22 protein-coding genes and 1 pseudogene are annotated in these 22429 nt (G+C 64.9%); 11 read left to right on the forward strand and 12 right to left on the reverse strand.

Translation table 11 applies throughout. The features are described 5' to 3' along the window. Positions 1-53: 53 nt before the first annotated feature. Positions 54-1631, reverse strand: coding sequence for a S8 family serine peptidase (locus tag EP007_RS02665; protein ID WP_128476177.1), 1578 nt, complete (start codon positions 1629-1631; stop codon positions 54-56). 175 nt (positions 1632-1806) lie between these two features. Between EP007_RS02665 and EP007_RS02670 the strand changes: the two genes are divergently transcribed. Next, positions 1807-2277, forward strand: a complete 471-nt coding sequence (locus EP007_RS02670) for an NYN domain-containing protein (protein ID WP_128476178.1) — start codon at positions 1807-1809, stop codon at positions 2275-2277. A gap of 413 nt (positions 2278-2690) precedes the next feature. Here the strand turns inward: EP007_RS02670 and EP007_RS02675 are convergent, their stop codons facing one another. After that, positions 2691-3161, reverse strand: a complete 471-nt coding sequence (locus EP007_RS02675; protein WP_128476179.1) for a hypothetical protein — start codon at positions 3159-3161, stop codon at positions 2691-2693. A 250-nt stretch (positions 3162-3411) separates the two neighbouring features. On the opposite strand from EP007_RS02675, the gene EP007_RS02680 reads away from it, so the two are divergent. From EP007_RS02680 to EP007_RS02700, 5 genes are all read left to right on the forward strand, one after another. After that, positions 3412-4263 carry a TatD family hydrolase gene (locus EP007_RS02680; protein WP_128476180.1) on the forward strand — a complete coding sequence of 284 codons (852 nt, stop codon included), beginning with the start codon at positions 3412-3414 and terminating at the stop codon, positions 4261-4263. A 192-nt stretch (positions 4264-4455) separates the two neighbouring features. After that, complete coding sequence (locus tag EP007_RS02685) at positions 4456-5040, forward strand: DUF2150 family protein (RefSeq protein ID WP_128476181.1); 585 nt, start codon at positions 4456-4458, stop codon at positions 5038-5040. A gap of 78 nt (positions 5041-5118) precedes the next feature. Next, positions 5119-7194, forward strand: a complete 2076-nt coding sequence (locus tag EP007_RS02690; protein ID WP_128476182.1) for a hypothetical protein — start codon at positions 5119-5121, stop codon at positions 7192-7194. A 70-nt stretch (positions 7195-7264) separates the two neighbouring features. After that, on the forward strand, positions 7265-8602 hold the full coding sequence (hmgB, locus tag EP007_RS02695) for a hydroxymethylglutaryl-CoA synthase (RefSeq protein WP_128476183.1): 1338 nt from the start codon (positions 7265-7267) through the stop codon (positions 8600-8602). 127 nt (positions 8603-8729) lie between these two features. Further along, a complete protein-coding gene (locus EP007_RS02700; protein WP_128476184.1) occupies positions 8730-9704 on the forward strand; it encodes a deoxyhypusine synthase in 975 nt (324 codons plus the stop codon). 78 nt (positions 9705-9782) lie between these two features. On the opposite strand, the gene EP007_RS02705 is transcribed toward EP007_RS02700, so the two are convergent. After that, a complete protein-coding gene (locus tag EP007_RS02705) occupies positions 9783-10496 on the reverse strand; it encodes a helix-turn-helix domain-containing protein (RefSeq protein ID WP_128476185.1) in 714 nt (237 codons plus the stop codon). Positions 10497-10603: 107 nt separating this feature from the next. Between EP007_RS02705 and EP007_RS02710 the strand changes: the two genes are divergently transcribed. Together EP007_RS02710 and EP007_RS02715 are read left to right on the forward strand one after the other, a co-directional pair. After that, positions 10604-11323, forward strand: a complete 720-nt coding sequence (locus EP007_RS02710) for a metal-dependent hydrolase (RefSeq protein WP_128476186.1) — start codon at positions 10604-10606, stop codon at positions 11321-11323. Between the two features lie 301 nt (positions 11324-11624). After that, positions 11625-14810 carry a type 2 lanthipeptide synthetase LanM family protein gene (locus EP007_RS02715; RefSeq protein ID WP_128476187.1) on the forward strand — a complete coding sequence of 1062 codons (3186 nt, stop codon included), beginning with the start codon at positions 11625-11627 and terminating at the stop codon, positions 14808-14810. 82 nt (positions 14811-14892) lie between these two features. Here EP007_RS02715 and EP007_RS02720 read toward each other — a convergent pair whose 3' ends face one another. Further along, a complete protein-coding gene (locus EP007_RS02720) occupies positions 14893-15078 on the reverse strand; it encodes a hypothetical protein (RefSeq protein ID WP_128476188.1) in 186 nt (61 codons plus the stop codon). Positions 15079-15433: 355 nt separating this feature from the next. On the opposite strand from EP007_RS02720, the pseudogene EP007_RS02725 reads away from it, so the two are divergent. After that, positions 15434-16399 (forward strand): annotated as a pseudogene (locus EP007_RS02725) (twin-arginine translocation signal domain-containing protein); the annotation flags it as partial. Between the two features lie 519 nt (positions 16400-16918). On the opposite strand, the gene EP007_RS02730 reads toward EP007_RS02725, so the two are convergent. The 7 genes from EP007_RS02730 to EP007_RS02760 form a co-directional block, all read right to left on the reverse strand. Beyond that, complete coding sequence (locus EP007_RS02730; protein WP_128476190.1) at positions 16919-17179, reverse strand: hypothetical protein; 261 nt, start codon at positions 17177-17179, stop codon at positions 16919-16921. A 46-nt stretch (positions 17180-17225) separates the two neighbouring features. Further along, entirely contained in the window at positions 17226-17585 is a 360-nt protein-coding gene (locus EP007_RS02735; RefSeq protein WP_128476191.1) for a hypothetical protein, read from the reverse strand. 56 nt (positions 17586-17641) lie between these two features. Further along, positions 17642-18031: a pyridoxamine 5'-phosphate oxidase family protein gene (locus EP007_RS02740; protein ID WP_128476192.1), complete on the reverse strand. Its 390-nt coding sequence runs from the start codon at positions 18029-18031 to the stop codon at positions 17642-17644. A gap of 59 nt (positions 18032-18090) precedes the next feature. Further along, positions 18091-18732 carry a hypothetical protein gene (locus tag EP007_RS02745; RefSeq protein WP_243700431.1) on the reverse strand — a complete coding sequence of 214 codons (642 nt, stop codon included), beginning with the start codon at positions 18730-18732 and terminating at the stop codon, positions 18091-18093. 101 nt (positions 18733-18833) lie between these two features. After that, positions 18834-19490, reverse strand: a complete 657-nt coding sequence (locus EP007_RS02750; protein WP_128476193.1) for a PKD domain-containing protein — start codon at positions 19488-19490, stop codon at positions 18834-18836. Between the two features lie 63 nt (positions 19491-19553). Further along, positions 19554-19973 (reverse strand): peptide-methionine (R)-S-oxide reductase MsrB, encoded by a 420-nt coding sequence (msrB, locus tag EP007_RS02755; protein ID WP_128476194.1) that lies wholly within the window; start codon positions 19971-19973, stop codon positions 19554-19556. A gap of 112 nt (positions 19974-20085) precedes the next feature. Then, positions 20086-20511, reverse strand: a complete 426-nt coding sequence (locus tag EP007_RS02760; protein WP_128476195.1) for a pyridoxamine 5'-phosphate oxidase family protein — start codon at positions 20509-20511, stop codon at positions 20086-20088. A gap of 288 nt (positions 20512-20799) precedes the next feature. Here EP007_RS02760 and EP007_RS17290 point away from each other — a divergent pair, with 288 nt between their 5' ends. Beyond that, positions 20800-20946 carry a hypothetical protein gene (locus EP007_RS17290; protein WP_166035414.1) on the forward strand — a complete coding sequence of 49 codons (147 nt, stop codon included), beginning with the start codon at positions 20800-20802 and terminating at the stop codon, positions 20944-20946. Between the two features lie 42 nt (positions 20947-20988). On the opposite strand, the gene EP007_RS02765 is transcribed toward EP007_RS17290, so the two are convergent. After that, positions 20989-21522: a metal-dependent hydrolase gene (locus tag EP007_RS02765; protein ID WP_128476196.1), complete on the reverse strand. Its 534-nt coding sequence runs from the start codon at positions 21520-21522 to the stop codon at positions 20989-20991. 96 nt (positions 21523-21618) lie between these two features. Between EP007_RS02765 and EP007_RS02770 the strand changes: the two genes are divergently transcribed. Beyond that, entirely contained in the window at positions 21619-22314 is a 696-nt protein-coding gene (locus tag EP007_RS02770; protein WP_128476197.1) for an SDR family NAD(P)-dependent oxidoreductase, read from the forward strand. The last annotated feature ends 115 nt before the right edge of the window (positions 22315-22429 follow it).

Consider the following 22429-nt stretch of genomic DNA (forward strand, 5'->3'; position numbering starts at 1 on the left):
CCACTACATCGCCGAGTCGCCAAAAAAGGAAGCAGTCGGAGTGAACGACCGAGTTACTGGTACTCGGTGATGGTCACGTCGTAGCTACCGGAGCCGCTGTAGGAGTCCACGGCAATCTGGAGTTCCGTCGATGCGTCGGGGTTGTCGATGGTGATGCTCTCCTGACTGTTCGTGGTGTACGAGCGGTAGTCGTAGCTGCTCGGGGTGGGCGCGGCCGTCGTTCCCTCGTTGATGTAGAGGTCGAAGTCGGCGTCGGTCGGGCCGTTGAGTTCCACGACAATCTGACTCGGGCTGCTGTAGTTCCACGACCACGAGTAGTCGTCGGAGTCAGAGGAGCTACTGAGCGAGTCGCTGACCGTCTCGCTGGTGGAGCCGTCGCCGCCACCGCCGCCGCCACCGCCGCCGCCGCTACCGGGTTCGGTAGTGACTGCGTTGAGGGCGTTGACTTGACCGGCACCCTGCTTGTTCGAGGAGAGACCGATGTCCTTCGCGGTCGCCTTGAGATGGCTGCGGAGTTCGGACGTGTTGAGGTCCCACGCGGCGAGCGTCAGACCGGCGACGCCGGACGTGACGGGGGTCGCCATCGAGGTACCGCTGAACTCCGCGTAGCTGTCGGTCGGAACCGTGGAGAGAACGTCCACGCCGGGCGCGGCGAGGTCAACGTCGCCGTACTGCGAGAAGCTGGCGAGTTGCTCGTTGGAGTCAACCGCGGAGATGGCCATACATTCCTCGTAGGCCGCCGGGTAGCTGACGGAGCTGGCACCGCTGTTACCGGCCGCACAGATGGGGAGCGCACCGTTGTTGACCGCGTACTGGACGGCGCTCTTCATCGTCTGGGTGTAGCCACCGCCACCGAGGGACATGTTGATGATGTCCGCGCCTTGGTCGGTCGCCCACTCGACGGCGTCGGCGATGTCGGCGGTCGAACCGCCGTTCGGGCCGAGCGCGCGGCCGTTGATGAGCGAGGAGTTACCCTGTCCGGCGACGCCCGTGCCGTCGTCAACGACTGCGGCGGCACAACCTGAGACGTGGGTACCGTGCTGCTCGCTCGACGGGGACGGCGGAGCGGGATCGGAGTCGTTGTCTACGAAGTCGTAGCCGGGGTTGGACTCGTAGTTCCCGTCGAGGTCGGGGTGGTCGTACTGGGCACCCGTGTCCACGACGGCGATGGTGACGCCCGAGTCACCGAAGCCGCTGACCTCGTCCCACGCGGCGGGGGACTCGACCTGCTTGGGCGCGTACTGGTTGCTGAAGCGCGGGTCGTTCGGCGTGGCGAACGCCTGATGGGTCTTGTTCCGCTCTGCGTACTTGATGCCGTCCTTCCTGCTGATGGCGTCGATGAAGTTCTGCTTGGCCTTGTCGGGAACCTGACTCGGGAACTTCACGGCGGCGTAGCGGAGCTTGTCGTTCGTGTGAACGACTTCCGCGTTGCCGGGGACGCTCGTGGCGACCTTCCCTTCAACGTCGCCCTGACCGGCGGAGACGCCGACGAGAATCTCGTCTTTCTTCGGGCCGGGGTCGCGGCCGGGGGTTGCTGCTGCGATACCACTGGTGGCGGCTGCTGCGCCAACCGCACCCGTGGCCTTGAGGAACGTACGGCGATTAAATCGCTGCGTGCTGTCATCTGACATGCTACATTACATCCCACACACTACCCTTATTTAAATCTTAATTTTTTCCTGTAATAAAGTGTTATTTAGTTATAATCAAACGATAAATAAACTATTGAACCGTTTCAAACCGTGTAATAAAATCTCCCGACGAGAGACCGGCACCGCTAAACCGGAACGGGCGCTACGGCAGGATATGCAACCGTTGCGTTCGCTTCTCGGCGGAGAGACCACCGTCGCGCTGTTCGTGGACGGTCCCAACGTCCTCCGCGAGGAGTTCGACGTGGACTTGGACGACGTTCGGACGGCCGCCGAGGACCTCGGCCGACTCGCGGCGACACGACTGTATCTGGACGAACACGCGAGTCCGGGCCTGATTCAGGCCGCAGAAGCCCACGGGTTCGAGGTGACCATCACCTCCGGCGACGTGGACGTGAAACTCGCCGTGGACGCCACCGAGTTCGCGCTCACCGACGGTCTCGACGTGCTGGCCGTCGCCTCGCGTGACACCGACTTCAAGCCCGTGCTGGAGAAAGCCGCCCAGAACGGCGTCCGAACCGTCGCCATCGCGCCGGGCGAGTACGGCCGCTCGGACGCGCTCCGCAACGCGGCCCACGACGCGCAGATCGTGGACCCCGACGGGAACGCCGAAGCGTCCGAGGACTGACCGGCGAGTCGTCGTTTTACCGACTTCGGAGTGCGATTTTTTCGCGGCGAGAACGCGGACGGGTTTCCCCACTCCGGCGCGTGCTGGCGTCCTCGTGAGCGAAGCGAACGAGGTTGTCGAAAACCGAAGCTTTTTGCAATGTGGCGAATCTCCGATTCGCAACAGCACGGAAGACGCGGTTTGTCTTCCGGCGTGCAACTGCGCCGCGCCAACCGCGCGAGGGACGAACGACTGAGCGTGGCGACGGAGTGAAGAGGTTGGGGAGGTGTGAGGCCCGCGGTTGCAGTGCGGTGCCGTGCGGCCGCGGTCTGAGTGGCGTCGGCAGTAGCTAGCGTCTCGCTGACAACCTTCCTCGCTGTATCGAGGACACAAACACGTCTTCAGACGCGAGAGCCGCCGCCAACGACTCTCCGCTACGCTTCGCCGAGCGCCTTCACTTCGACGCGATGTCGCTCGCCCTCACCCAGCCGAACCACTACCTCGCGCGCCACGGCCTCCCGAACAGTCTCGCGCCACGCCTCGACGGCTTCGACGTGGCGCTCCCGGTGACGTTCCACCGAAAACTCGGCGTCGGGGTCCGAGCGAAGCGCGTCCTCGGTGTCGTCGGGCGAGGGGTACGCCGCGGTCGCATCAGTGTCGAAAAATCGCTCGGGCGGGAGGTGGAGCGCACCGGTCGCCGGGTCGCGGTCGTCACCCGGTTCGGTCCCCATTCCCGACTCGGCCGCGCCGGGGTCGTGGAGTCGCGCCCGCATCCGGGCCGAAAACGGCGGCGTCACCCGAAGGACCGGCCTGCGTGGACTCCGCTGGCGGGCCTCGTAGGCCGCGATAACGTCGTCGGTCGTGACCGCCAGCGAGCGGACGGCACGCGGGTCAGCGTCGTCCATGTTTCTGACTCGAACGCGAGCGCCCTTCAACCTCGCGCCGTCTCTCGAACTACGTTACCCACTCGTTTACATATATATTCTTTCGCGGGAGCGCGTCGCGTGAGCGCGCCACACGCTCGCGTGCGTTACGTGTTCGCATGCGCGTGACCGCCGAACGGACACGCCTCGACCTCGCCAAACGCGGAGGCGTCCCGGTTCCGACCGAGCGGAATCGCCGAGGTTTTTCCGACGCTCGCCCGAACTGGCGGGTATGAGCGACGACCTCGGCACGCCGGTACTCGACAACCACCTGCATCTGGACCCCGACCACGGCCGGGGCATCGAGGCCGTGAAGGACTTCGCGCGGAGCGGTGGCACCCACTTGCTCGTGGTGAACAAACCCTCGTGGTTGCTCGGCGTCGAACCCGAGACCGGCGAACAGTTCCGACCGGTCTTCGAGACCACGCTCGAAGTCGTCTCGCGCGCCGACGAAGTGCTTCCGGGTCGCGCGTGGCCCGTCCTCGGCGTCCACCCCGGACTCGTCTCGAAACTGGTGGACGACCGCGGGTTCTCACCCGCAGAGGCCCGTGACCTGATGCAGGCCGGACTGGACCTCGCTGCGGAGTACGTCGCGTCTGGCGACGCCGTCGCGCTCAAGACCGGTCGCCCGCACTACGACACGAGCGAGGCGGTGTGGGAGGCCTCGAACGAAGTCCTCCGGCACGGACTCGCGCTCGGCGCGGAGAACGACTGCGCGGTCCAACTTCACACCGAGGCCAGTGAGGACTTGACCGAGGTCGCGGAGTGGGCAGAAGACGCGGGTCTCGCGCCCCGGAAAGTCGTCAAGCACTACGCCGGTGGGAGACTCGCGGGACCGACCCCGAGCGTGATGAGCGAGAAAGACCGCCTCGAACTCGCGGCCGACCGTGGCGACCCCTTCCTGATGGAGACCGACTTCGTGGACGACCCCGACCGGCCCGGCGCGGTCATGGGACCGAAGACGGTGCCCCGCCGGGTCCGCTGGATGCGAGAATCAGGCTACGACGACGCGATTCACAACGCCCACGTCGAGACGCCCAAGTCGGTCTACGGACTCGACACCGAGGCGACGCTCGACCGATAGCGAGCGCTCACCGGCGAGGACGATCCTCCAGCGACGCGGACGACCACTCACCGACGGAGCAAAACCCCATCGAAACGACAGCTAACTCGGGGCTAGAACGGCGAGTAAGAGCGTGAGCGCCGCGAAAGAGGCATTTTTCGGGACGAGAGTCGCCTCGTAGGATTTATGAAGCGCGCAACACTCCGAAGAGACATGAGCGCGCCTCCGGAGGAATTCTACTCCGACGAACGCTGGCAGAACTGGCTCGACCGCATCCGGGAGGAAGACATCGACCCGGAGAACGAAGACTCCGCCCGTCTGCTCCTCAACTTGCAGGACGACGTGGCCATCGCGGTCGCCAAAATTGTGACCGCCTACGACGACGGCGCTATCGACGAGGAGGAGGCGCTCGAAGAACTGGGCGACATCCGCGAGGTCGTTCTCGAAGAAGTCGAGTTCGACAACGACGAGAAAGCGATGCTCATCGACGGCGTCCAGACGAGTCTCGTCTGCGTCTTCTACGCGGCCGACCAGTACGTCGCCGAGGGTCCCGCCGACGAAGCGAGCGTCGAGGAGTACGTCATCGAGGCCGGACGCGCCGAGGAAGGCGAAGACCTCGATTCGGCGCTCGGTCTCGTCGCGGCCGCCGGAACGCGCATTATCGACGGCGAGGACCTGAACATGGAGGTGACCGAAGACCTCGAATACGGTCTCGTCATCGAGTGGGTCAACGGTCTCGACAGCCTCCAGAGCGCGATGAGCGACCCCGAAGTCGTCGAAGAGGAAGACGAAGAGTAATCCGCCGGGCGCGGGGAGCGAGGAGTTCCGACCGCGCAGGCGCTATTTTTAACTACCTGCCCCGTAAGGAACCGGGTAGTGCGACTTCGAACCGACGAGCGCGGCGTGACGGTCCAGATTGGGACCGTCCTGCTGTTCGGCGTTCTCGTCATTCTCCTGTCGATTTATCAGGCATCGGTGGTTCCCCAGCAGAACGAGCAGGTGGAGTTCACCCACAACCAGCAGGTCCAGAGCCAGTTGCAGGAACTGCGCGACGACCTCCACCGGACCGCCGCGACGGGGAGCGACGGGTCGGCCTCCGTCGCGCTCGGCACCCAGTACCCCGTCCGAGCGTTCTTCGTCAACCCTGCGCCGCCCTCGGGCACCCTCCGGACGAGGCCTCCGGCGAACCTCACGCTCGAAAACGCCACCGCGAGCGGCGAAACCGGCGACTACTGGACCGGGACCGCGCGCAACTTCTCGACCCGCGGGCTGACCTACGACCCGCTCTATCACGTCTACCAAAATCCGCCGACCACCGTCTACGACAACGGCATCCTCTACAACCGGTTCGACGGCGCGAACCGGACGCTCGCGGGCCAGCGCCTCGTGGACGGTAACAGCATCTCGCTGGTCGCGCTGAACGGAAGCCTCTCGAAGTCCAGCAGTAGCACCGCCACGGTGGACCTGCGCTCGGTCAGCGCCGCGACCCGGACCGTCACGGTCGGCAACGACTCGAACAACGTCTCGATTCTGGTCCCGACGAAGCGACCGGCCGACGAGTGGGAGGACTTGCTCTCGGCAGAACTGAACCAGACGAAAGGCGACGACCGTTACATCCGTGCGGTCGAGGAGGACCCCGACCGAAGCGCGGTTCGACTCGTCCTCGAACCCGCGACCTACGAACTCGAATTGGCGAAGGTCGGGGTCGGAACCGACGTAATCGACACCGACCCCCACTACGTCACCGACGTTCGGGGCGACAGCGCGAGCGTCGCAGAGAACAGCGGTCAAGAACTCATCGTGGAGGTCCGCGACCGCTTCGACAATCCTGTCTCGGGTACGTCCGTGAACGTGACTCTCGACAGCGCGCTTTCCGCGGACGAACTCGCGGCGCAAGGCCAGCGCGGCGACCAACTCACCGACCTGACGACCGACGCGGAGGGCCGGGTGGCGATTCAGTACGACGCGCCGACCGGCTTCGACGGCGCGAACCGGAACGTCGAGGTCCGAATCGGCATGGCGTCGGTGCCGCCCGCAGGTGGCGGCTTCGCCCCCGGAACCCCGGAGAACGCGAGTCTGAACCTGACCGCGGTCAACGCCGACGGAAGCGGGCTGAGCGGCAGTGGCGGGAGCGACGCTGCCTATCAAACCCTATGGGATATTCCGGCAATCGAGACCGAACCCGGCACGACCTGCTACGCCGCCAACGACACCTGTCGATACGACCAGTCGGCGGGTGCGTCGGTCGCGCTCACCGCGAAGACGGTCCCGACCGCGCAGAACGCGCCGGTTGAATTCTCGGTCAACGACACCACCGTTGCCGAGTTCGCGTCTGACCGGCTGAACACCGACACCGACGGCCGCGCGACGGTGGACCTCGACACTGTCACGACCGGCGTCGTGAACGCCTACGCCGCCAGCGGCGGGTCCGGCGACGCGCTCGCCATTGAGGTTTACTCCTCGGGCGCCAGTGGGCTCACGTACAACGACGACGGGCAAGCGACCGACTCGCCGACAGACGGCGGGACCACCGAGTCGGCGCTGGAGTTCAGCGTCACGAACCGATTCGACCAGCGGTTGACTATCACCGACGTGACGGTCGCCCCCCAAGCCGGGTTCATCAACCGGCTTAACGACCCGTCGGGTCGGGAGGGCAAGTGGGAAAGCGAGCTATACGTCGAGGCCAACCTACAAAACGGTGTGACCGACGTTCCCGGCGGGACTGACCTCCCGACGACGATAGACATGGACGCCGACGGTCACTCCGGGGCCAACGTCGAGGCGGTCCTGTCCAGCGGGTCGGACGCGACCGTATTCCTCTACAAGTTCCAGTTCCAAGCTGGCTTCGGCACCCGTGACCAAGATATGAACGGTCGGGCCGTCGATATTACTCTCGCTTACGAGCTAGCGGACGGCACTACGGGCACGTTGACGTTCACCGTGACTGGCTGACGACGAGGATTCGACAAACGTCGAATCCCCTATCGACAAACCCATATAGCCGGTCGCCGCAGATTCGTATATGACAGCCGTCGGTATCGACGCCATCGAAATCTGGACGGGAAAGCTCAAACTGGACCTCGCGGAGACGTTCGCGCCCGAGAAGGGCGAGGACCCCGAGAAGTACACCAAGGGACTCGGCCTGCACGCCAGTTCGTTCCCGGACGCACACGAAGACATCGTGACGATGGGCGCGAACGCGGCCAAGCGTCTGATGGACCGCAAGGACCTGACGCCCGAGGACATCGGTCGCATCGACGTTGCGACCGAGAGCGCGTTCGACAACTCCAAGCCCGTCTCGACGTACATTGCGGGCTGTCTCGAACAGGTCTACGACGGCGACTTCCACCACGCCAACAAGGGCGAGCGCAAGTTCGCCTGCATCGCGGGCACCCAGAGTCTCGACGACGCCTACAACTGGATTAAGGCCGGGCGGAATCGCGGCCGGGCCGCGCTCGTCGTCGCCACCGACACGGCGCTCTACGCCCGCGGCGACCCCGGCGAGGCCACGCAGGGCGCGGGCGCAGTCGCCATGCTCATCACCGAGGACCCGAACCTCGTGGAACTCTCGACCGAACAGGGGTACGGCTCTGCGGACGAGACGGACTTCCTCAAGCCCAACCAGCAGTTCCCGAGCGTGGACGGCAAGCGCTCGATGCAGGTGTATCTCGCCCGGATGCGCGAGGCGCTGGAGGACTTCGAGTCGGTCTCGGGCGCGACCCACCCCGACGACTTCGCGTACATCCCGTTCCACACGCCGTTCCCCGGCATGGTCCGGAAGGCCGCGGTGCTGGCCTACCGCCACATGATTCGAGACACGCCCGTCGAGGAAGACCTCGCCGAGGAAATCGGCTTCCAACCCCGCGAGGAGGACTTCGAGGACCGCGAGGCCTACGAGGAGGCCATCCGCGACCACATGGACGACCTTAGCTCGACGGCGGCCTACCAGGAGTGGTACGCCAACACCGTCGAACCGACGCTCTCCATCTCTCGACAGGTCGGCAACTGGTACACCGGGTCGGTCCACATCGCCCGCGCCGCCGCGCTCAAGCAGGCCGCCGAGCAGGACATCGACCTCGCCGGGAAGAAACTCGGCGTCGGTTCCTACGGGTCGGGCGCGCAGGCCGAAATCCACGCCGAGACGGTCGGCGACGACTGGCGCGAGGAGATAGACCAACTCAACGTTGACGAGCAGATAGCGGACCGCTACGACCTCACCTTCGAAGAGTACGAGAACGTCCACGACCGGCACAACCACGACAAGACCATCGAGATGGAGGACTTCACGGTGCCGGACGGCGAGTTCGTGTTTACCGGGACGGGCCGGATGAACGAGCGTCTCTACGACTACGTGGAGTAGTCGGCCCGAACGCGACTTTCCGGCGGTCGATTCCTTTTTTGGCGTCTCGTCTGCACTTCGAGCAGAGATACCCGGCGTCCACTTCGAATGCGAGCGATTCAAACCGACCACCGAGAGAGAGACCAGTGTGACCGAAGACGAGACTCACGACCACGTCGTGCCCGGAACCGACGAGGAGATAGACGCTCCCGACGTTCGCGGATACGACTTCCGAGAATCGTTCGATTTCGACGAGTTGCTGGCGTCGTACGCGACGACCGGATTTCAGGCGACCCAACTCGCGGAGGCCATCGACATCGCCGAGCAGATGCAGGACGCCGACGCGACCGTCTATCTGACGTTCACTTCGAACATCATCTCCTCGGGGCTTCGAGAGGTCGTCGCCGCGCTCGTCCGCGAGGGATACGTGGACGTACTCATCACGACTTCCGGGTCGCTGACCGAGGACGTTATCAAGACGGCGAAACCGTTCAAGATGGGTGAGTGGGACGCCGACGAGAGCGAACTTCGGGAGCGAGGTATCAATCGCCTCGGCAACATTTTCGTCCCCTCCGACCGGTACGTCTGGCTCGAAGAGTACCTCTACGACTTCTTCGACGATTTCTTCGCCGAAGAGAAGGTCCGGACGCCGACGGCGTTCGCCCGCGAGTTGGGCGCGACGCTCGACGACGAGGACTCGGTGTTGAAGCAGGCGGCCGACAACGACGTGCCGGTCTACTGCCCGGCGCTGACCGACGCGGAGGTCGGCAACTTCCTCTACTACTACCGGCAGGGCTACGACTCCGAGGTCGGAATCGAGATACTGGACGACTACGACTCGCTCATCGAGGACGGCCTGCTCGCCGACGAGACGGGTCTCATCGCGGTCGGCGGCGGCGTCCCGAAACACCACGCCATCATGACGAACCTGTTCCGCGGCGGTGCCGACTACGTCGTCTACATCTCGACGGGGATCGAGGGAGACGGGTCCCTGTCGGGGGCACCGCCGAACGAAGCGGTCTCGTGGGGGAAAATAAAGGACAACGAGACGAACTACACGCAGGTCGAAGCCGAGGCGACGCTCGTTTTCCCACTGCTCGTCGCTGGCGCGTTCGGCGAGTAAGCAGTACGCAGCATCCGGAGAGAACGAAAGCGACCGAACCGGTGGGAGCCCGCGGCGAGACGGTGCGAGACCCGCGAGTTACGGAAACTCCCGGAGCGCCCCCAACACGTCCTCGATGGGTTCGTTCGTAATCGCCAGCGAGAAACCGTCGAGGCGGGCCATCTTCGGGGCGTGGTCCCACAAATCCTCGCGGTCGAGACCGTGGAGGACCACCGCGTTCGGCGTCGGGGTGACGACGCGCATGGCGACCAACGGCGACTCCCCGCGGGTGACGTTGGTGAACATCAACGCCCTGCTGGTACTCTGGCCGTAGAGCCGGTAGAACTCCTCGCTGGAGAGGCGCGTGATGGCTTGGATGCTGTCGATGACGGTGTGGCCGGTGACGTGGCTCTGGTCGCCCTCGGCGATCTCCGTCGCGCCGACCGCGTCGTAGAACCGGTCGAGCGCGACCTGCGTGGGGTATTCCCGGAGGTCGTTGACGATGTCGCTCTCGAACCCCGCGGAGACGACGCGAGCGTACTGTCGGATTCGGTCGCCGCCGCGGCGCTCGTCGATGTCGAGCAGGGCGTTCACGAGGCGGGAGACGACGCCGATGCCCGGACTCTCCCGGCGGCCGCTCTCGTAGTCGCTGACGACCGACGAGGACACGTCGAGGTGGTCCGCGAGGTCGGTCTGGGAGACGCCGAAGTCGGTGCGCCACTTGCGGAGTGTCGCGCCGGGGTCGTCGCTGAGCGTTATCTCGCCCGCGATGCGCTCGGCGAGGTCCGCGCGGGGTTCGGTCGCGTCGGTCATGGTGGCGACTGTGCGAGTCGTCCGGAAAAGCGTATCGAAATCGGGGTTCGACGTTCGCCGAAGACGGCGGGAAACCGATAATGTGGGTAAGTGTCGTATGCCAATTTATGCCCTCGACGGTGGTTCACGTCGCGCTCGCGGGACTCGTGGGGACCGCACTGCTCGCCGAACACTTCGACTGGAAGGCGGTGGCGGCGGTGATGGCGACCACGGCGCTGGTCGATTTCGACGTGTTCCTCGGTTTCTGGATATCCGGCGCGCACCGGGCGGCGTTTCACACGCTCGTCGTGCCCGTCCTCGGCGGACTCGTACTCTGGGCGGACCTGCGGCGAGGCGACGACTCGCTCGTGCGTTCGCAGTGGGGCGCGCGCGGCGTCCGAGTCTGGTGGGTTAGCCTCGTCGCGGTCATGTCCGCGGGTATCGGTCTCGACGCGTTCTTCAACGGCGCGAACCTCCTCTACCCGCTCCACGACCGGTTCTACACGCTCGACGGCAAGGTGTTCTACTCGACGGAACAGGGGTTCGTCCAGACGCTCGTGAACGTCGATTTCGAGGCGCTGGTCGAGGCGTTCGCTCCCGAGGACACCGGCATGGGGACCCAATCGGGGGCGGGCGGCGCTGGCGGCACCGACGCTGGCGGCGGTTCCGACGCCGTGCGGACGACCGAGAACACCCACTACAGCACGGGCGTGGACCCGGCGAAAGGGGCGGAAGAGGAAAACGTCGAGCGCCTGTTCCCCATCGCGTACACCGGCGAGCGCGCGCTCCTCGCGCTGACCGGCTACACGGTGGTCGGTCTCCGGCTCTGGATGGCGCGCCAAGAGTGAATCCCGGCAGAATCGGTCGGTCGAGTCGGGATGCCCGCTCGTCTTTCGCGGTGACGACGAAGCTAATCGCGGGACCGGTCACGGAACTGTCGCCACGTCGTCCGGAAGGAGTAAGGGTCTTTTCGCCGGAGCGAGTAGGTCCGACCGGCCGATGACGAGGCCTCCGCTCCGAACTGGTCTCGGCAACCAGTCGTGACGAGCCCTATGAGTGCCGAGGCCGCCCATTCATACGTTATTTGTCTTTTGTTTAAATTATCCATCGAGCAATAGGATTAATTATTGGCGTGTGAGAGATACCGGTATGGACACGATACAGCCGGAACACGGACGGCTGATAGCTGGTCGAGCGCGGACACTTTTAGAACGCATCGAGGAACCGGAGGCGATGGCAGGGAGTAAGAACGACGAGACCGTGTCGGAATTATTAGAAGACTGGAGAGAGCAGTTCCCTGACGAGGCGACGTTCGAGCGCCGACTCGACCAGTTGGGCGTCTCTCAACAGACGTGTCGGGAAGCTATCGCCACTGACCGACTCGCAGCCGACGAGCCACTTCCGGAATGGATCGCTCTTCTCGACGCCATCGTGACGGCCGTACAGGGCGAGTTCGCCGCCCCGGACCTCGTTGCCGCCATCGAAGAGGCGAGCGATGGCACGCCGCTGTTCGGACTTCTCTCCGCTCGCATCGCGGCGTACGGCTGGCAGACGCTCCCCGAACACGTCACCGACGTTGTTCCGGAGACGGCGCTTACCACGATGGCGTCGTGGTTCCAACGACGGTTTCAGTCCCAGTTCAAGCGCATTCTCTACGTCGAGTTCAAGTCCTTCGTCGCTGCGCGCGACGAGGAGTTGGCTCGCGCCGACTCTTCGGAGGTCCGAGACCCGTCGTCAGATTACTACGAGCAGTTCCGCGACTATCTCCTCGACCACGGGTTCTACGAACTGTGTTGCGAGTATCCGATGTTCGCGCGACAAGTCGCCGGACAGCTACGACAGTGGCGCGAACATCTGTCGGAGTTCGCCAGTCGGTTGGCGTCGGACCGGTCCGCACTCGCCGACCGATTCGGCGCAGAGGGCAGAATCGTGGAGTTGGAACCGCTAGCCGACGACACTCACGGCGACGGACGGGCGGTGATGCGCCTCACCTTTGAGTCCGGAACTTCGGTGGTGTACAAGCCCCGGAGCGTCGAAATCGGGGCCAAGTTCTACCGCCTGCTCTCGGACCTCGACGACCACTTACCGACTCCGGACCACTACGTGCCGACGTATCTGGTCCGAGACGGCTACGGGTGGATGGGGTGGATCGACGACGAGCCGTGTCCCAACGAGGAGGCGGTCCGGCGCTACTACCGCCGGGCGGGGTCGCTGGCGTGTCTCGCCTACCTGCTTGAGTTCGTGGACTGCCAGTTCGAGAACCTGCTGGCTACCGGCGAACACCCGGTACTCGTTGACGCCGAGACGCTCCTGCATCCGTACGTCGGTATCGGCTCTCGGCCAGCCCACGCGGGAGTGAGTCCGCTCGTTCAGGACAGCGTCCTGTTGACCGGACTGTTCCCGTTCGACGTAGCCGAAGAACAGGAGTCGAACCTCTCGACGGCGTTGGCCGGGTTCGGTACGTCGTCGGAGAACGTGGAGTTAGACGGCATCACGGAGTCGCGGTTCGAGAACGTTACGACCGACGTGCTCTCGGTTGAGGAGTTTCCGGTAGAGATGGAGCGCGGTCAGAACGTCCCGACAATCGACGGGAAAGACCGGCTACCCGGCCAGTACGTCGATGACCTCGTCGGGGGATTTCGACGGACGTACGAGTCGATACTGGACCTCAGAGATTCGGGGCGTCTGTCGGAACTCGGTGTGCCCGACGCTCTCTTTGGACTGGACAACCGAGTCCTCTATCGCTCGACCGTCGAGTACGGGCGGATTCTACGGTCGGTCTCCGACCGAGACTGTCTGCAAAGCGGTGTCCGATTCGGCATCGAAGTCGATGAACTCGCCGTACCTCTTTGCCGAAAGGCTATCAGTGACGAACGGTCGTGGGAACTGTACGACGCCGAGCGCCGAGCGATTCGCCGCCTCGACCCGCCTCGGTTTGAGTCCCGGACCGACGGGACCGCATTCGAGTTGGGCGACCACCGTGTCGAAGCGGTGGCCGACGAATCCGGAAGCCGACGTGTTCGTGAGCGAATCGAGTCAGCTGACCCTGCCGACCTCGACCGTCAAGTGGCGCTGATTCGGCGGTGTTTCGAGAAACCGTCTCGTCCTGATTATCCCGAGACGAACGCCGTTCGCCGGTCTGTGAGCGACGACACGCTCCGAACCGAAGCGCGTCAACTCTTCGAGCGGGTACAGACTCTCGCAACCGAGTCCGAGGGCGAGTATCACTGGACATCCCCCGCACCGTCGAACGACGAGTTGCGGCTTCGGCCCGAGACCGAGACGCTGTACACCGGTCGGTGTGGAATCGGGCTGTTGGCCGGTAGCCTCTTCGCGGTCACGGGTGATGACCGCTATCGGAGAGTCGCCACGGAGACCGTTCGCCCGATTCGTGACTCGATACGGGGCGAGCGGCGTCACGACCCGTGGCTTGACGAGTTAGGCGGGACGAACGGAATCGGGTCGGTCGCGTACGGTCTCGCCGTGTTGGGCGAGTTTCTCGACGACGACGAACTGCTCGCGGACGCCGCTCGTGCGGGGAGACTCGTAACGGAGGAGCTAATCGCCGCCGACGACGCCTACGACGTAGTCTCCGGAGCGGCCGGAACGATACTTGGGTTGTTAGGCGTTCACGACCGCCGGAACTCCCCCGAGCTACTCTCGCTGGCCGTCGAGTGTGGCGATCATCTGTTGGCCGAGCGCACCACGTTCGAGGAGTATCGAGTGTGGGATACTATCGACGAGACGCGACCGCTGACCGGATTCTCTCACGGTGTTGCCGGAATCGCGTACGCGCTGGTCCGGCTCTGGGACGCGACCGGCGACGACCGGTATCGGGACGCGGCGATGGAAGCCATCGAGTACGAGCGACAGTGTTACGACCCAGACCGGGGTAACTGGCCATACTATCGTCCCGGAAATCAGCCACCGGAGTTCGTAGACCAGTGGTGTCACGGACGAACGGGTGTCGGTCTCGGACGGCTCGGGATGCAGCGATACGTTGACAGCGACCGGGTGGCGACCGGAATCGACCGGGCACTCGACGGAATCGAGGGGACGGGACTCGCCCCGCTTGATCATTTGTGTTGTGGAAACGCCGGGCGCGCGGAGTTTCTGCTCAAAGCGGCCCGCCACTGGGACCAGCCAACGGAGGGTGCCCGAGAGCTTCTGGGCGGTGTCGTAGCGCGCGAGTCCGAGACGGGGTATTACCGCGTCTCGTCCGGCATCGAGACGTGGACCGACCCGACGCTGTTTCACGGACTCGCTGGCATCGGATACACCATGCTTCGCGTGACCGACACCGACTCGCTACCGTGCTTGCTCCTCTGGGAGTGACCCCTGACTAACTGGAGTTCGGACTCCGACTCCAGACAGCCGTTCGAAAAAATAAAACACCGACCTGCGTCACTTGCGCGAGTTAGGCGTCCGAGTCTTCGGGACCACAGAACGTACAGACCGGGTTCGAGTGGCAGTACGTGTAGCTCGCCATCCGGAACAGCGGCTTGGACTGTCGCTGTTCGGTGAAATCTTCCTCGAACTCGTCTTTGAGGTCGGGAGTAGTCGAGCTGTGCGTCGTGCCGAACGAATCGCTTTTTACGGACATCATCTGGATTTTATCCTGAAGATATAAAAAATTTATCTAGATGCTCTCTGGGTTGAGTCGATATCTTCTCGTTCTCGAACGTCCCGTCGTCGGAGCGCGCGCGAGCTACTTTTTCCGGTAGAGGTCGCGTCACAAAGTAACGTATCAGCGGCGAGTTCGCCGTTTTGCCCTTAAGTCTTCGCTCTATTTTGCATTGTTTATTCATCGTTTATAGTCGTCATTACTTAACAGAAATTATACTCAAAACCCGAGAATTCAGTCCTCTTACGGCCTGCAGAATAAAGTTAAACGGTTGAAACTGCTGAAACAGTGCCGGGCCTTGAAATAGCAATCGCCGACCAGAGCCGACTGCGACATGAGCGAACGCAATACGACGCGACGACGGTTCTTGCAGATGAGTAGCACAGCAGTCGCTGCGTCCGCCCTCGGCACGGGCGCAGTCTCGGCCGAGTCGGCATCGTGGAAGTTGGTATCGAGTCCGGTCGATGTGACCCTCTGGGACGTTGCCTCCTCGTCACGAAACGACTTCGCGGTCGGCGGCGGGGGCGTCGTCGTCGAGCGCACCGACGAGGGCTGGAAGAAGGTCATCGGCGACGGCCCGACCAGTAACGGCAACAGCCTCTACGGTGCCGACGTGACCGACGACGGCAAGCGCCTCTGGTTCGTCGGCTCGTCGGGCGCTATCGGCGAGTACGACGTGGAGACCGGAAATCTGGTGAACCACTCCGCACCGAACGACGCCACGAACAACTTCAAGGACGTGGCCGTGACCGGCAAGGCCGACGACGCGAACGTCTACGTCGCGGGCGGTTCCGGTAACGTCTTCTACTCGTTCCGCAACGGTGCCAGCGGAACGTGGAACTACGTGTCGCCCGGTCAGGGCGCGGCCATCAAGGCCATCGACTTCTACGACGCCCGGAAGGGCCACCTCATCAACGGCAACGGCAAGGTCTTCCACACGACCGACGGCTCCTCCTGGACGAAAACCGGCATCGCTGACTCGAACGTCTCGTTCTACGGTATCGACTCCGACGCCGCGGACGACGTGTGGGTCGTCGGCGGGAGCGGCACGGTCTACCGCTACAAGCCCGACGCCGAAGGCAAGCTCAAGTGGTTCAAACAGAAGATCGGCACGCCCGGTCTCCGCGACATCGAGATGACCGACGGCGACGGCTACGCGGTCGGCAACTCCGGGTCCGTCTTCGACCGCGAGAACGGGTCGTGGACGAAGGACACGACGCCGAACTCCCAAGGCCTGAAGGCGGTCATCGACCAGTCGAACAACGACATCGCGGTCGGTGCCTCCGGGACCATCTTCGAGACGAACCCCGACGCCAGCGCCGACCCCGGTTCCGGCGGCGGTGGGCAGGAAGGCGACGCCGGTCGCATGGCGCGGGCCTCGACCGAAACCTCCGGTTCGAAGAGCCTGACGTTCACGCTCGAAAACGTCGGCGAGGAGTCGGTCACCGTCGAGCAGTTCGCGCTCGACACCAACGTCTCGGTCAGCACCATCAAACGCTCCGGTGCCGAGGTCACGCTCGCTGGCGACACCGTGGGGTCGGCCGACAGCACCGACGGGTTCCCCGTGGACGGGACACTCCGCTCGCTCGACACCAACGCGGTGTACGACGCCGGAACGACCGGAACCGCTGAGTTCGGTCTCTACGACGGCGGCAACGTCGCGCTGGCGGTCAGTCCGGTTCAGGACAAGCCCAGCGGCAACTACATCTCCGCGACGCTGGCCTACGGCGACGGCACGCAGGAGACGTTCCACTTCAAGGTCACGAACGTCAACTCGTAGAGTCGCCTCGCCCGCAAACGGTCGGATAGCGCCCCTTTTTTAGCGAATCGCGTCGGTATCCAGCAGTCGCTTTCCGTGATGCTCTCGGAAGTGGCGCACGCGCAGTTTCCACGCGTTGTTCTCGTCGTCGCCCGGCAGCTCCATCCCGCAGAGCGCGCAGGCGTCGGTCCCGTCGCGCTCGGCGGTCACCAACTGCTCGTCGTGAATCGCGGCGAAGTGGTGCAACAGCGACTCGACGCGCACGTCGCGGCGACAGCGAACGCAGGGGTACATCCGCTCGCGGAACGGCGTCTTGCTCATACTGGAACGAACGCGTCGGGTTCCAAAAGCGTGTTCGCACACTCAGTCACGCGTCGAGTATCGCGCCGCCGACCAACACGACGGTCCCGACGAACGCGGTCCCGACGAGCGCGAAGTACGGCGTCGTCTCCGGCGGGGCGAACGGGGCGTACCCCGCCGCGAGACCGACGACCGGAATCAGCGTGAAGACGACGATGGCCGCGAGGAACCCGGTCCAGATGATCGTCCCCGCGGTGTCGAGTTTGTCGGTCAGCGACGACGAGTCGCCGTCTCTCGCTCCCGGCGCGTCTCCGGCGGGCGCGCCCCCGACCGTCGCGTCGGCCGACTCGTCGGGACCGGAGACGACCGAGGCGTCCCGCCGTCGCCCGGCGTCCGAAGCTGTCGCGTTCGCGTCCGAGGTAGTCATGTGTCACCTGTCGGGGCGACGGAAAATTTGTCTGTCGGTCGCCAACGCCCGAGGGGTCAGTACGTCTGATAGCTCGCGGACCCGACCTCGACGCGGACTAACACGTTCTCGGGGTACTCGTCGGCCGACGCGCCGTACTTCGGGTTGATTCGCTCGGCCGCGCGCAGGCGCTCGTCGCGGTCTTCGACCACCTCCGCCGTCCCGCGCAGGGTGACCATCCACTCGGCCTGCCCGCCGTCGTCTTTCTGGACGGAAACCGCGACGCGGGGGTTCTCCCGGACGTTCGCCAGTTTTCGCCCGCCGGTCAGCACCTCCAGCACGCCATCGTCGTAGTGGTACCAGACCGGCGCGACGTGCGGGCGGCCCTCCGCGCAGGTGGCGAAGTGGGCCATCAGGGGTTCGCTCGTGAGCAGTTCCTCGGCGGCGGCCGGAACCGAATCGGTCATGGTCGTCGTTCGGTCGGCGCGAGAAAAAGCGTTCCCGCCGTGGGGGTCCCGGAGCGTCGCTACAGCACCAGCCACGCCACCAGCGCGAGGATAATCAGCTTCTTCACGAGGATGACCGCGATGACCGCCTGCTTGGTCGTCATGGTGCGCGAGAGGCGGACGAGTCGCCGGAGGAACTTGGGCGAGCGCGCCAGTTCCCGGCCGAGTAGTCGGAGTTCGGTCAGGAACGTCGAACTCGCCGACCCCTCACCCTCGACGTACTCGATTTGGGCCTCCGGGACCCACTCGCCGCAGGTGTAGACGACTGAAAGGCTCTCGCCGTCGAGAAACGACACCTGTTCGAAGTCGAAGCCCTTCGACTCGGCCAGCGCCTCTAGCTTGAGGACATCGCGGTCGCTGTCGAGGTCGTAGACCAGTCGCTCGGTGTCGGTCGTCCACGGGAAGCCCGCGGTCAGGACGACTCGGCTCTCGCCGACGAACACGTCCCGGACCGTGGCTTCCTCAGTGTTGCCCGTTCGCTCTTTTTTCTTCGTCCGGAGGCGTTCGTACTCGGCGGGCGACTCCGTGGAGTCGTCCGTCTCGGGAGCGTCGGCGGTCATTTCGACCGACTCGACGCTCGTCCCAGCCGATTCCTCGGTCGTCGCGGAGGGCGCGCTCGGGGACGGGTCGCCCGCGGGCGCGTCGCTAGCGGGTTCGCTCATCAGGTCTCGTCTGGACGTAGTCACCGTATCGTGATAAGTGTGACTCGGGGGCATACCTATCGAGTGGCTACGTTCCGGAGAACACTGCCGCGTCGAACTAGCTATCGTACGTCTACGGTTCCCGCGAGCGGAACACCGTCGGTCGTGCGCCCGGCCACGCGAACCGTCTCAGTGTCGTCGAGTCCGGCCCGGTCGGGTCGTACCCACACGCGAAGGTCGTCGCCGTCGGTCTCGGTCCGAACCGGACTCGCGCCCGACCCCATAGCGACCGCGGTCGGCGCGCCGAACCGGAGCGAGGTCACGGAGACAGATTCGGTCGGCGCGAACTCCTCGTCACTGCGGAGGACGACCGAGACGAGGTCGTCCTCGCTCGCGCCGAGCGTGGTCTCGACCTCGTGATAGACCGTCACGGTTTCGGTGGCGGTCTCGGTCGCGCCCTCGCCGTCGGTGACGGTCAGGGTGACTTCCGTCCGGCCGCCCGCGTCGTAGACGTTGCTCGCTTTTTTGCCGGTCGCGGTCGCGCCGTCGCCGAAACGCCACTCGAACTCGGTCTCGGGGTGGTCGGGCGCGTGGTCGGTCTCGAACAGCACGGGGTTGCCCGCGACCGGCGCGCCCGGTGCGTATTTGACTGTCGCCCCGCGATAGTCGATGGACGGTTCGTCGTCGCGCTCGGCGTCCGTCGATTCAGTGGTCGTGTCTGCGGTCTCTGTTTCGAGCATGGCTCGGGACTCGGTACGTACCTCGGAGTGGTCTACCATGTCATGCAACAGAGCTATCAATAAAATAAATGTTCGGGTCCAGAGGTTTCCGACGGCGCTCGACTACTCCTCGTCGTCGAAATCGAGCGCGACCGAGTTGATGCAGAATCGCTTGCCCGTCGGTTCCGGGCCGTCCTCGAAGACGTGGCCGAGGTGGCCCTCGCAGTTCGCACACAGCACCTCGGTGCGGTCCATCCCCTTGCTGGTGTCGCGGCGAGTCTCGATGCGGTCGTCGTCCGCGTCGTAGAAACTCGGCCACCCGCATCCCGAATCGTACTTGGTTTTGGCGTCGAACAGTTCCGCGCCGCAACCGGCGCAGGCGTAGGTGCCGTCGTCCTTCCGGTCAACGTGGTCGCCGGAGAAGGGCCGTTCGGTCCCAGCCTCTCGGAGGACGCGGTACTCCTCGTCGCTGAGGCGTTCGCGCCACTCGGCGTCGTCTTCGGGCAGGTCCTCGCGTCGCTCTTTGTCGTCGCTTTCGCTCATACTTCCCGTTGGGTCTCGGGAGGGTTAGAGGTTGCGCGGGTCCGCGAGAGTCCGTACCCGAGGTCAGTCCCCGTCCTCGGGTACGGACTCTCTCCATCGAGACCCCGCCTCGTCAGTCGGTCCGTCGCCCAGTCACCTCCTCCATCCGTAACTCGTACACCGCGGCGTCCACGTCCTCGACGCCCTCGTCGAACAGGCGGAACGGCCCGAACTGCTCGTTTATCTCTCGGTCGGTCTCGGGCGGAAGTCCCACGAGTTTCCCGCGGACGAGGACGCTCCACGACGAGGTTTCGCTCTCTTTCTCGTAGACGACCAGCGTCGCCGTCCCGGTGGATTCAAGGAAGTCCATCTTCGTGCTGTCGTCGCGCTCGCCCAACCTGACGAGGAGGCGTTCGCCGTCGTAGTGGTAGCCGACCGGAACCGCGTAGGCGTCGCTGTCGCTTGCGAGCGCGAGGACCCCCACTTCGCCCTCTCGGAGTGACTCTCCGACCTCCGCGGGAGTCATCCCGAAGGTGTAGACGTATTCGACGTGTTCCATAGCGAGGCTACGACGGCCGCCGATATAATTGCTTGCCGTATAATAACACTAGCCGAACTACGGTCCGGAATTCGACCCTGTATCACGGGGTCGGGACCGACCACGCGGACGACCCGCTCTGACAGCGTCAGGAGCATCATCGAAACTGTCGGTAGGCGAGAGTAAAGTCTGCCGTCGAATCGGCGCGCGACTGGAGCGCAGGCCAACGACCGACGTGCGGGCCGACACGCGCCCGAAACGCCGACCGACGCCCGAGAGATTGAAACAGCGGGACGATGAACCTACGGTATGCGAGTCTGTGACATCTGCGAAGGCCAGCAGTCCGACGGGACTCGACTGGTCTCGCGCAACGGCGGGGACGTTTGGGTGTGCCACGGATGCATGATGCAGGCGGTCACCAACAAGGCCGACAAACTCACGTTTCGGGACCGGTGAGTCGTCGAGACGTTCGTGGCCCAGTCGGATCGCCGGAATCACTCAGAGACTCACCAGCGGGACCGCCCCGTCGGTCGCCGCCGCGACGCCGAGATACGCCGCCGCGGCGGTGGCGAACACCCCGAGCGCGAACAGGCCGTAGTTCCACGCCGTGTTGTCGGCAGGCGTCAGCGACAGCGTGTAGCGATGGCCCGAGACCGGCCAGAGCAGCGCGACGCCCATCGGCGTCAGCAGGTCGCCAACGATGTGTGCGAGGACCGCGAAGCCAGCGATTCCACCCGCGAACGCCGGGAACCCGACCGGGCCGACGGCGAGACCGCCGAGTCCGGCCGCAGACGACCCCGCGCTCGCGGCGGCCCACACCGCACCACCGACGAGCGCGACGAACGCCAGCGTGTGGGTCGGCCCGCGGTGAGAGATACCCGGCAGGCGGTGGTCCAAGTCGGGGAGCATCGCCAGCCAGCAGACGACCGCGCCGCCCGCCACGGCCGCGGTCGAGTGGCCGCCAGCGAGCAGCAGTCCGCCGAGGGGAGCGTACAGCGCGAGCGAGACGCCGTAGTGACCGATTCTGAACACGGGCGAGCGTGACCGCTCGGAGGACGTAACTGTGGCGGAGTCGCCGGGAGCGTGCGGACGGAAACCGGTTTGGCGTCGGAGTCCCTGAGTCAGAGTATGGACGGTCAGACTGCGGTCGTGACGGGAGCGAGTCGAGGCATCGGCGCGGCAGTCGCGCGGCGGTTCGCCGACGAGGGCGCGCGAGTCGTCGTCTGCGCGAGAGAGCAAGACGAACTCGACGCCGTCGTCGCGGATATCGAGGACGCGGGCGGCGAAGTCAAAGGGATGCGCGCCGACGTGCGCGACGAGTTCGACGTGGAGCGACTGATGGAGACCGCGGCGCGCGGGAGCGACGGCGGCATCGACGTGATAGTCGCCAGCGCCGGGGTCTTCCACGGCAGTCCCGGCAAGTCGCCGCTGGCCGAGGACGCCTACTCGGCGTTCGACGACTCGTTCCGGACCAACGCCCGCGGCGTGTTCGCCGCGGTCAAGGAGGCCCTGCCGCATCTCGCCGACGACGCGCGAGTGTTGGTCCCCTCCGGGAAAATCGCCCGCGAGGCGAAATCGGGGTACGGTGCCTACGCGGTCTCGAAAGCCGCGGTCGAGGCGGTCGTGCGTCAGTTCGCGGCCGAAATCGACCAGCCAATCGGCGTCGTGGACCCCGGCGCTGTCGCCACCGACCTCACCGGCGGGCAGGGCCGTGACCCCGAGGACGCTGCGGACCTCCTCCACTGGGTCGCCACAGCGGCCGCCCCGGAGACGTTCGACGGCGGCGTCGTCGGTCTGAAGGAGTTCAAGAAGGCGACGGCGTGAGATTTCCGGCGCTATCTCACCCGGTTTCGGTCTGCATTAGCTTCGGAGAGGTGTTCTGTTCTGGCGTGATGCGATACCCCTCGTAGTTGAAACTGGTCTCGAACTGCGCCTCGGG

Source organism: Halorussus pelagicus, from assembly GCF_004087835.1.
Classification (GTDB): domain Archaea; phylum Halobacteriota; class Halobacteria; order Halobacteriales; family Haladaptataceae; genus Halorussus; species Halorussus pelagicus.

What these genes read in the sequence shown, in the direction of transcription:
- hmgB (WP_128476183.1), top strand. Translation starts at nt 7,265, where the DNA reads ATGACAGCCGTCGGTATCGACGCCATCGAAATCTGGACGGGAAAGCTC.
- EP007_RS02670 (WP_128476178.1), top strand. Translation starts at nt 1,807, where the DNA reads ATGCAACCGTTGCGTTCGCTTCTCGGCGGAGAGACCACCGTCGCGCTG.
- EP007_RS02720 (WP_128476188.1), bottom strand. Translation starts at nt 15,078, where the DNA reads ATGTCCGTAAAAAGCGATTCGTTCGGCACGACGCACAGCTCGACTACT.
- EP007_RS02760 (WP_128476195.1), bottom strand. Translation starts at nt 20,511, where the DNA reads ATGGAACACGTCGAATACGTCTACACCTTCGGGATGACTCCCGCGGAG.
- EP007_RS02770 (WP_128476197.1), top strand. Translation starts at nt 21,619, where the DNA reads ATGGACGGTCAGACTGCGGTCGTGACGGGAGCGAGTCGAGGCATCGGC.
- EP007_RS17290 (WP_166035414.1), top strand. Translation starts at nt 20,800, where the DNA reads ATGCGAGTCTGTGACATCTGCGAAGGCCAGCAGTCCGACGGGACTCGA.
- EP007_RS02665 (WP_128476177.1), bottom strand. Translation starts at nt 1,631, where the DNA reads ATGTCAGATGACAGCACGCAGCGATTTAATCGCCGTACGTTCCTCAAG.
- EP007_RS02750 (WP_128476193.1), bottom strand. Translation starts at nt 19,490, where the DNA reads ATGGTAGACCACTCCGAGGTACGTACCGAGTCCCGAGCCATGCTCGAA.
- msrB (WP_128476194.1), bottom strand. Translation starts at nt 19,973, where the DNA reads ATGAGCGAAAGCGACGACAAAGAGCGACGCGAGGACCTGCCCGAAGAC.
- EP007_RS02745 (WP_243700431.1), bottom strand. Translation starts at nt 18,732, where the DNA reads ATGAGCGAACCCGCTAGCGACGCGCCCGCGGGCGACCCGTCCCCGAGC.
- EP007_RS02715 (WP_128476187.1), top strand. Translation starts at nt 11,625, where the DNA reads ATGGACACGATACAGCCGGAACACGGACGGCTGATAGCTGGTCGAGCG.
- EP007_RS02675 (WP_128476179.1), bottom strand. Translation starts at nt 3,161, where the DNA reads ATGGACGACGCTGACCCGCGTGCCGTCCGCTCGCTGGCGGTCACGACC.
- EP007_RS02730 (WP_128476190.1), bottom strand. Translation starts at nt 17,179, where the DNA reads ATGAGCAAGACGCCGTTCCGCGAGCGGATGTACCCCTGCGTTCGCTGT.
- EP007_RS02685 (WP_128476181.1), top strand. Translation starts at nt 4,456, where the DNA reads ATGAGCGCGCCTCCGGAGGAATTCTACTCCGACGAACGCTGGCAGAAC.
- EP007_RS02705 (WP_128476185.1), bottom strand. Translation starts at nt 10,496, where the DNA reads ATGACCGACGCGACCGAACCCCGCGCGGACCTCGCCGAGCGCATCGCG.
- EP007_RS02740 (WP_128476192.1), bottom strand. Translation starts at nt 18,031, where the DNA reads ATGACCGATTCGGTTCCGGCCGCCGCCGAGGAACTGCTCACGAGCGAA.
- EP007_RS02680 (WP_128476180.1), top strand. Translation starts at nt 3,412, where the DNA reads ATGAGCGACGACCTCGGCACGCCGGTACTCGACAACCACCTGCATCTG.
- EP007_RS02735 (WP_128476191.1), bottom strand. Translation starts at nt 17,585, where the DNA reads ATGACTACCTCGGACGCGAACGCGACAGCTTCGGACGCCGGGCGACGG.
- EP007_RS02710 (WP_128476186.1), top strand. Translation starts at nt 10,604, where the DNA reads ATGCCCTCGACGGTGGTTCACGTCGCGCTCGCGGGACTCGTGGGGACC.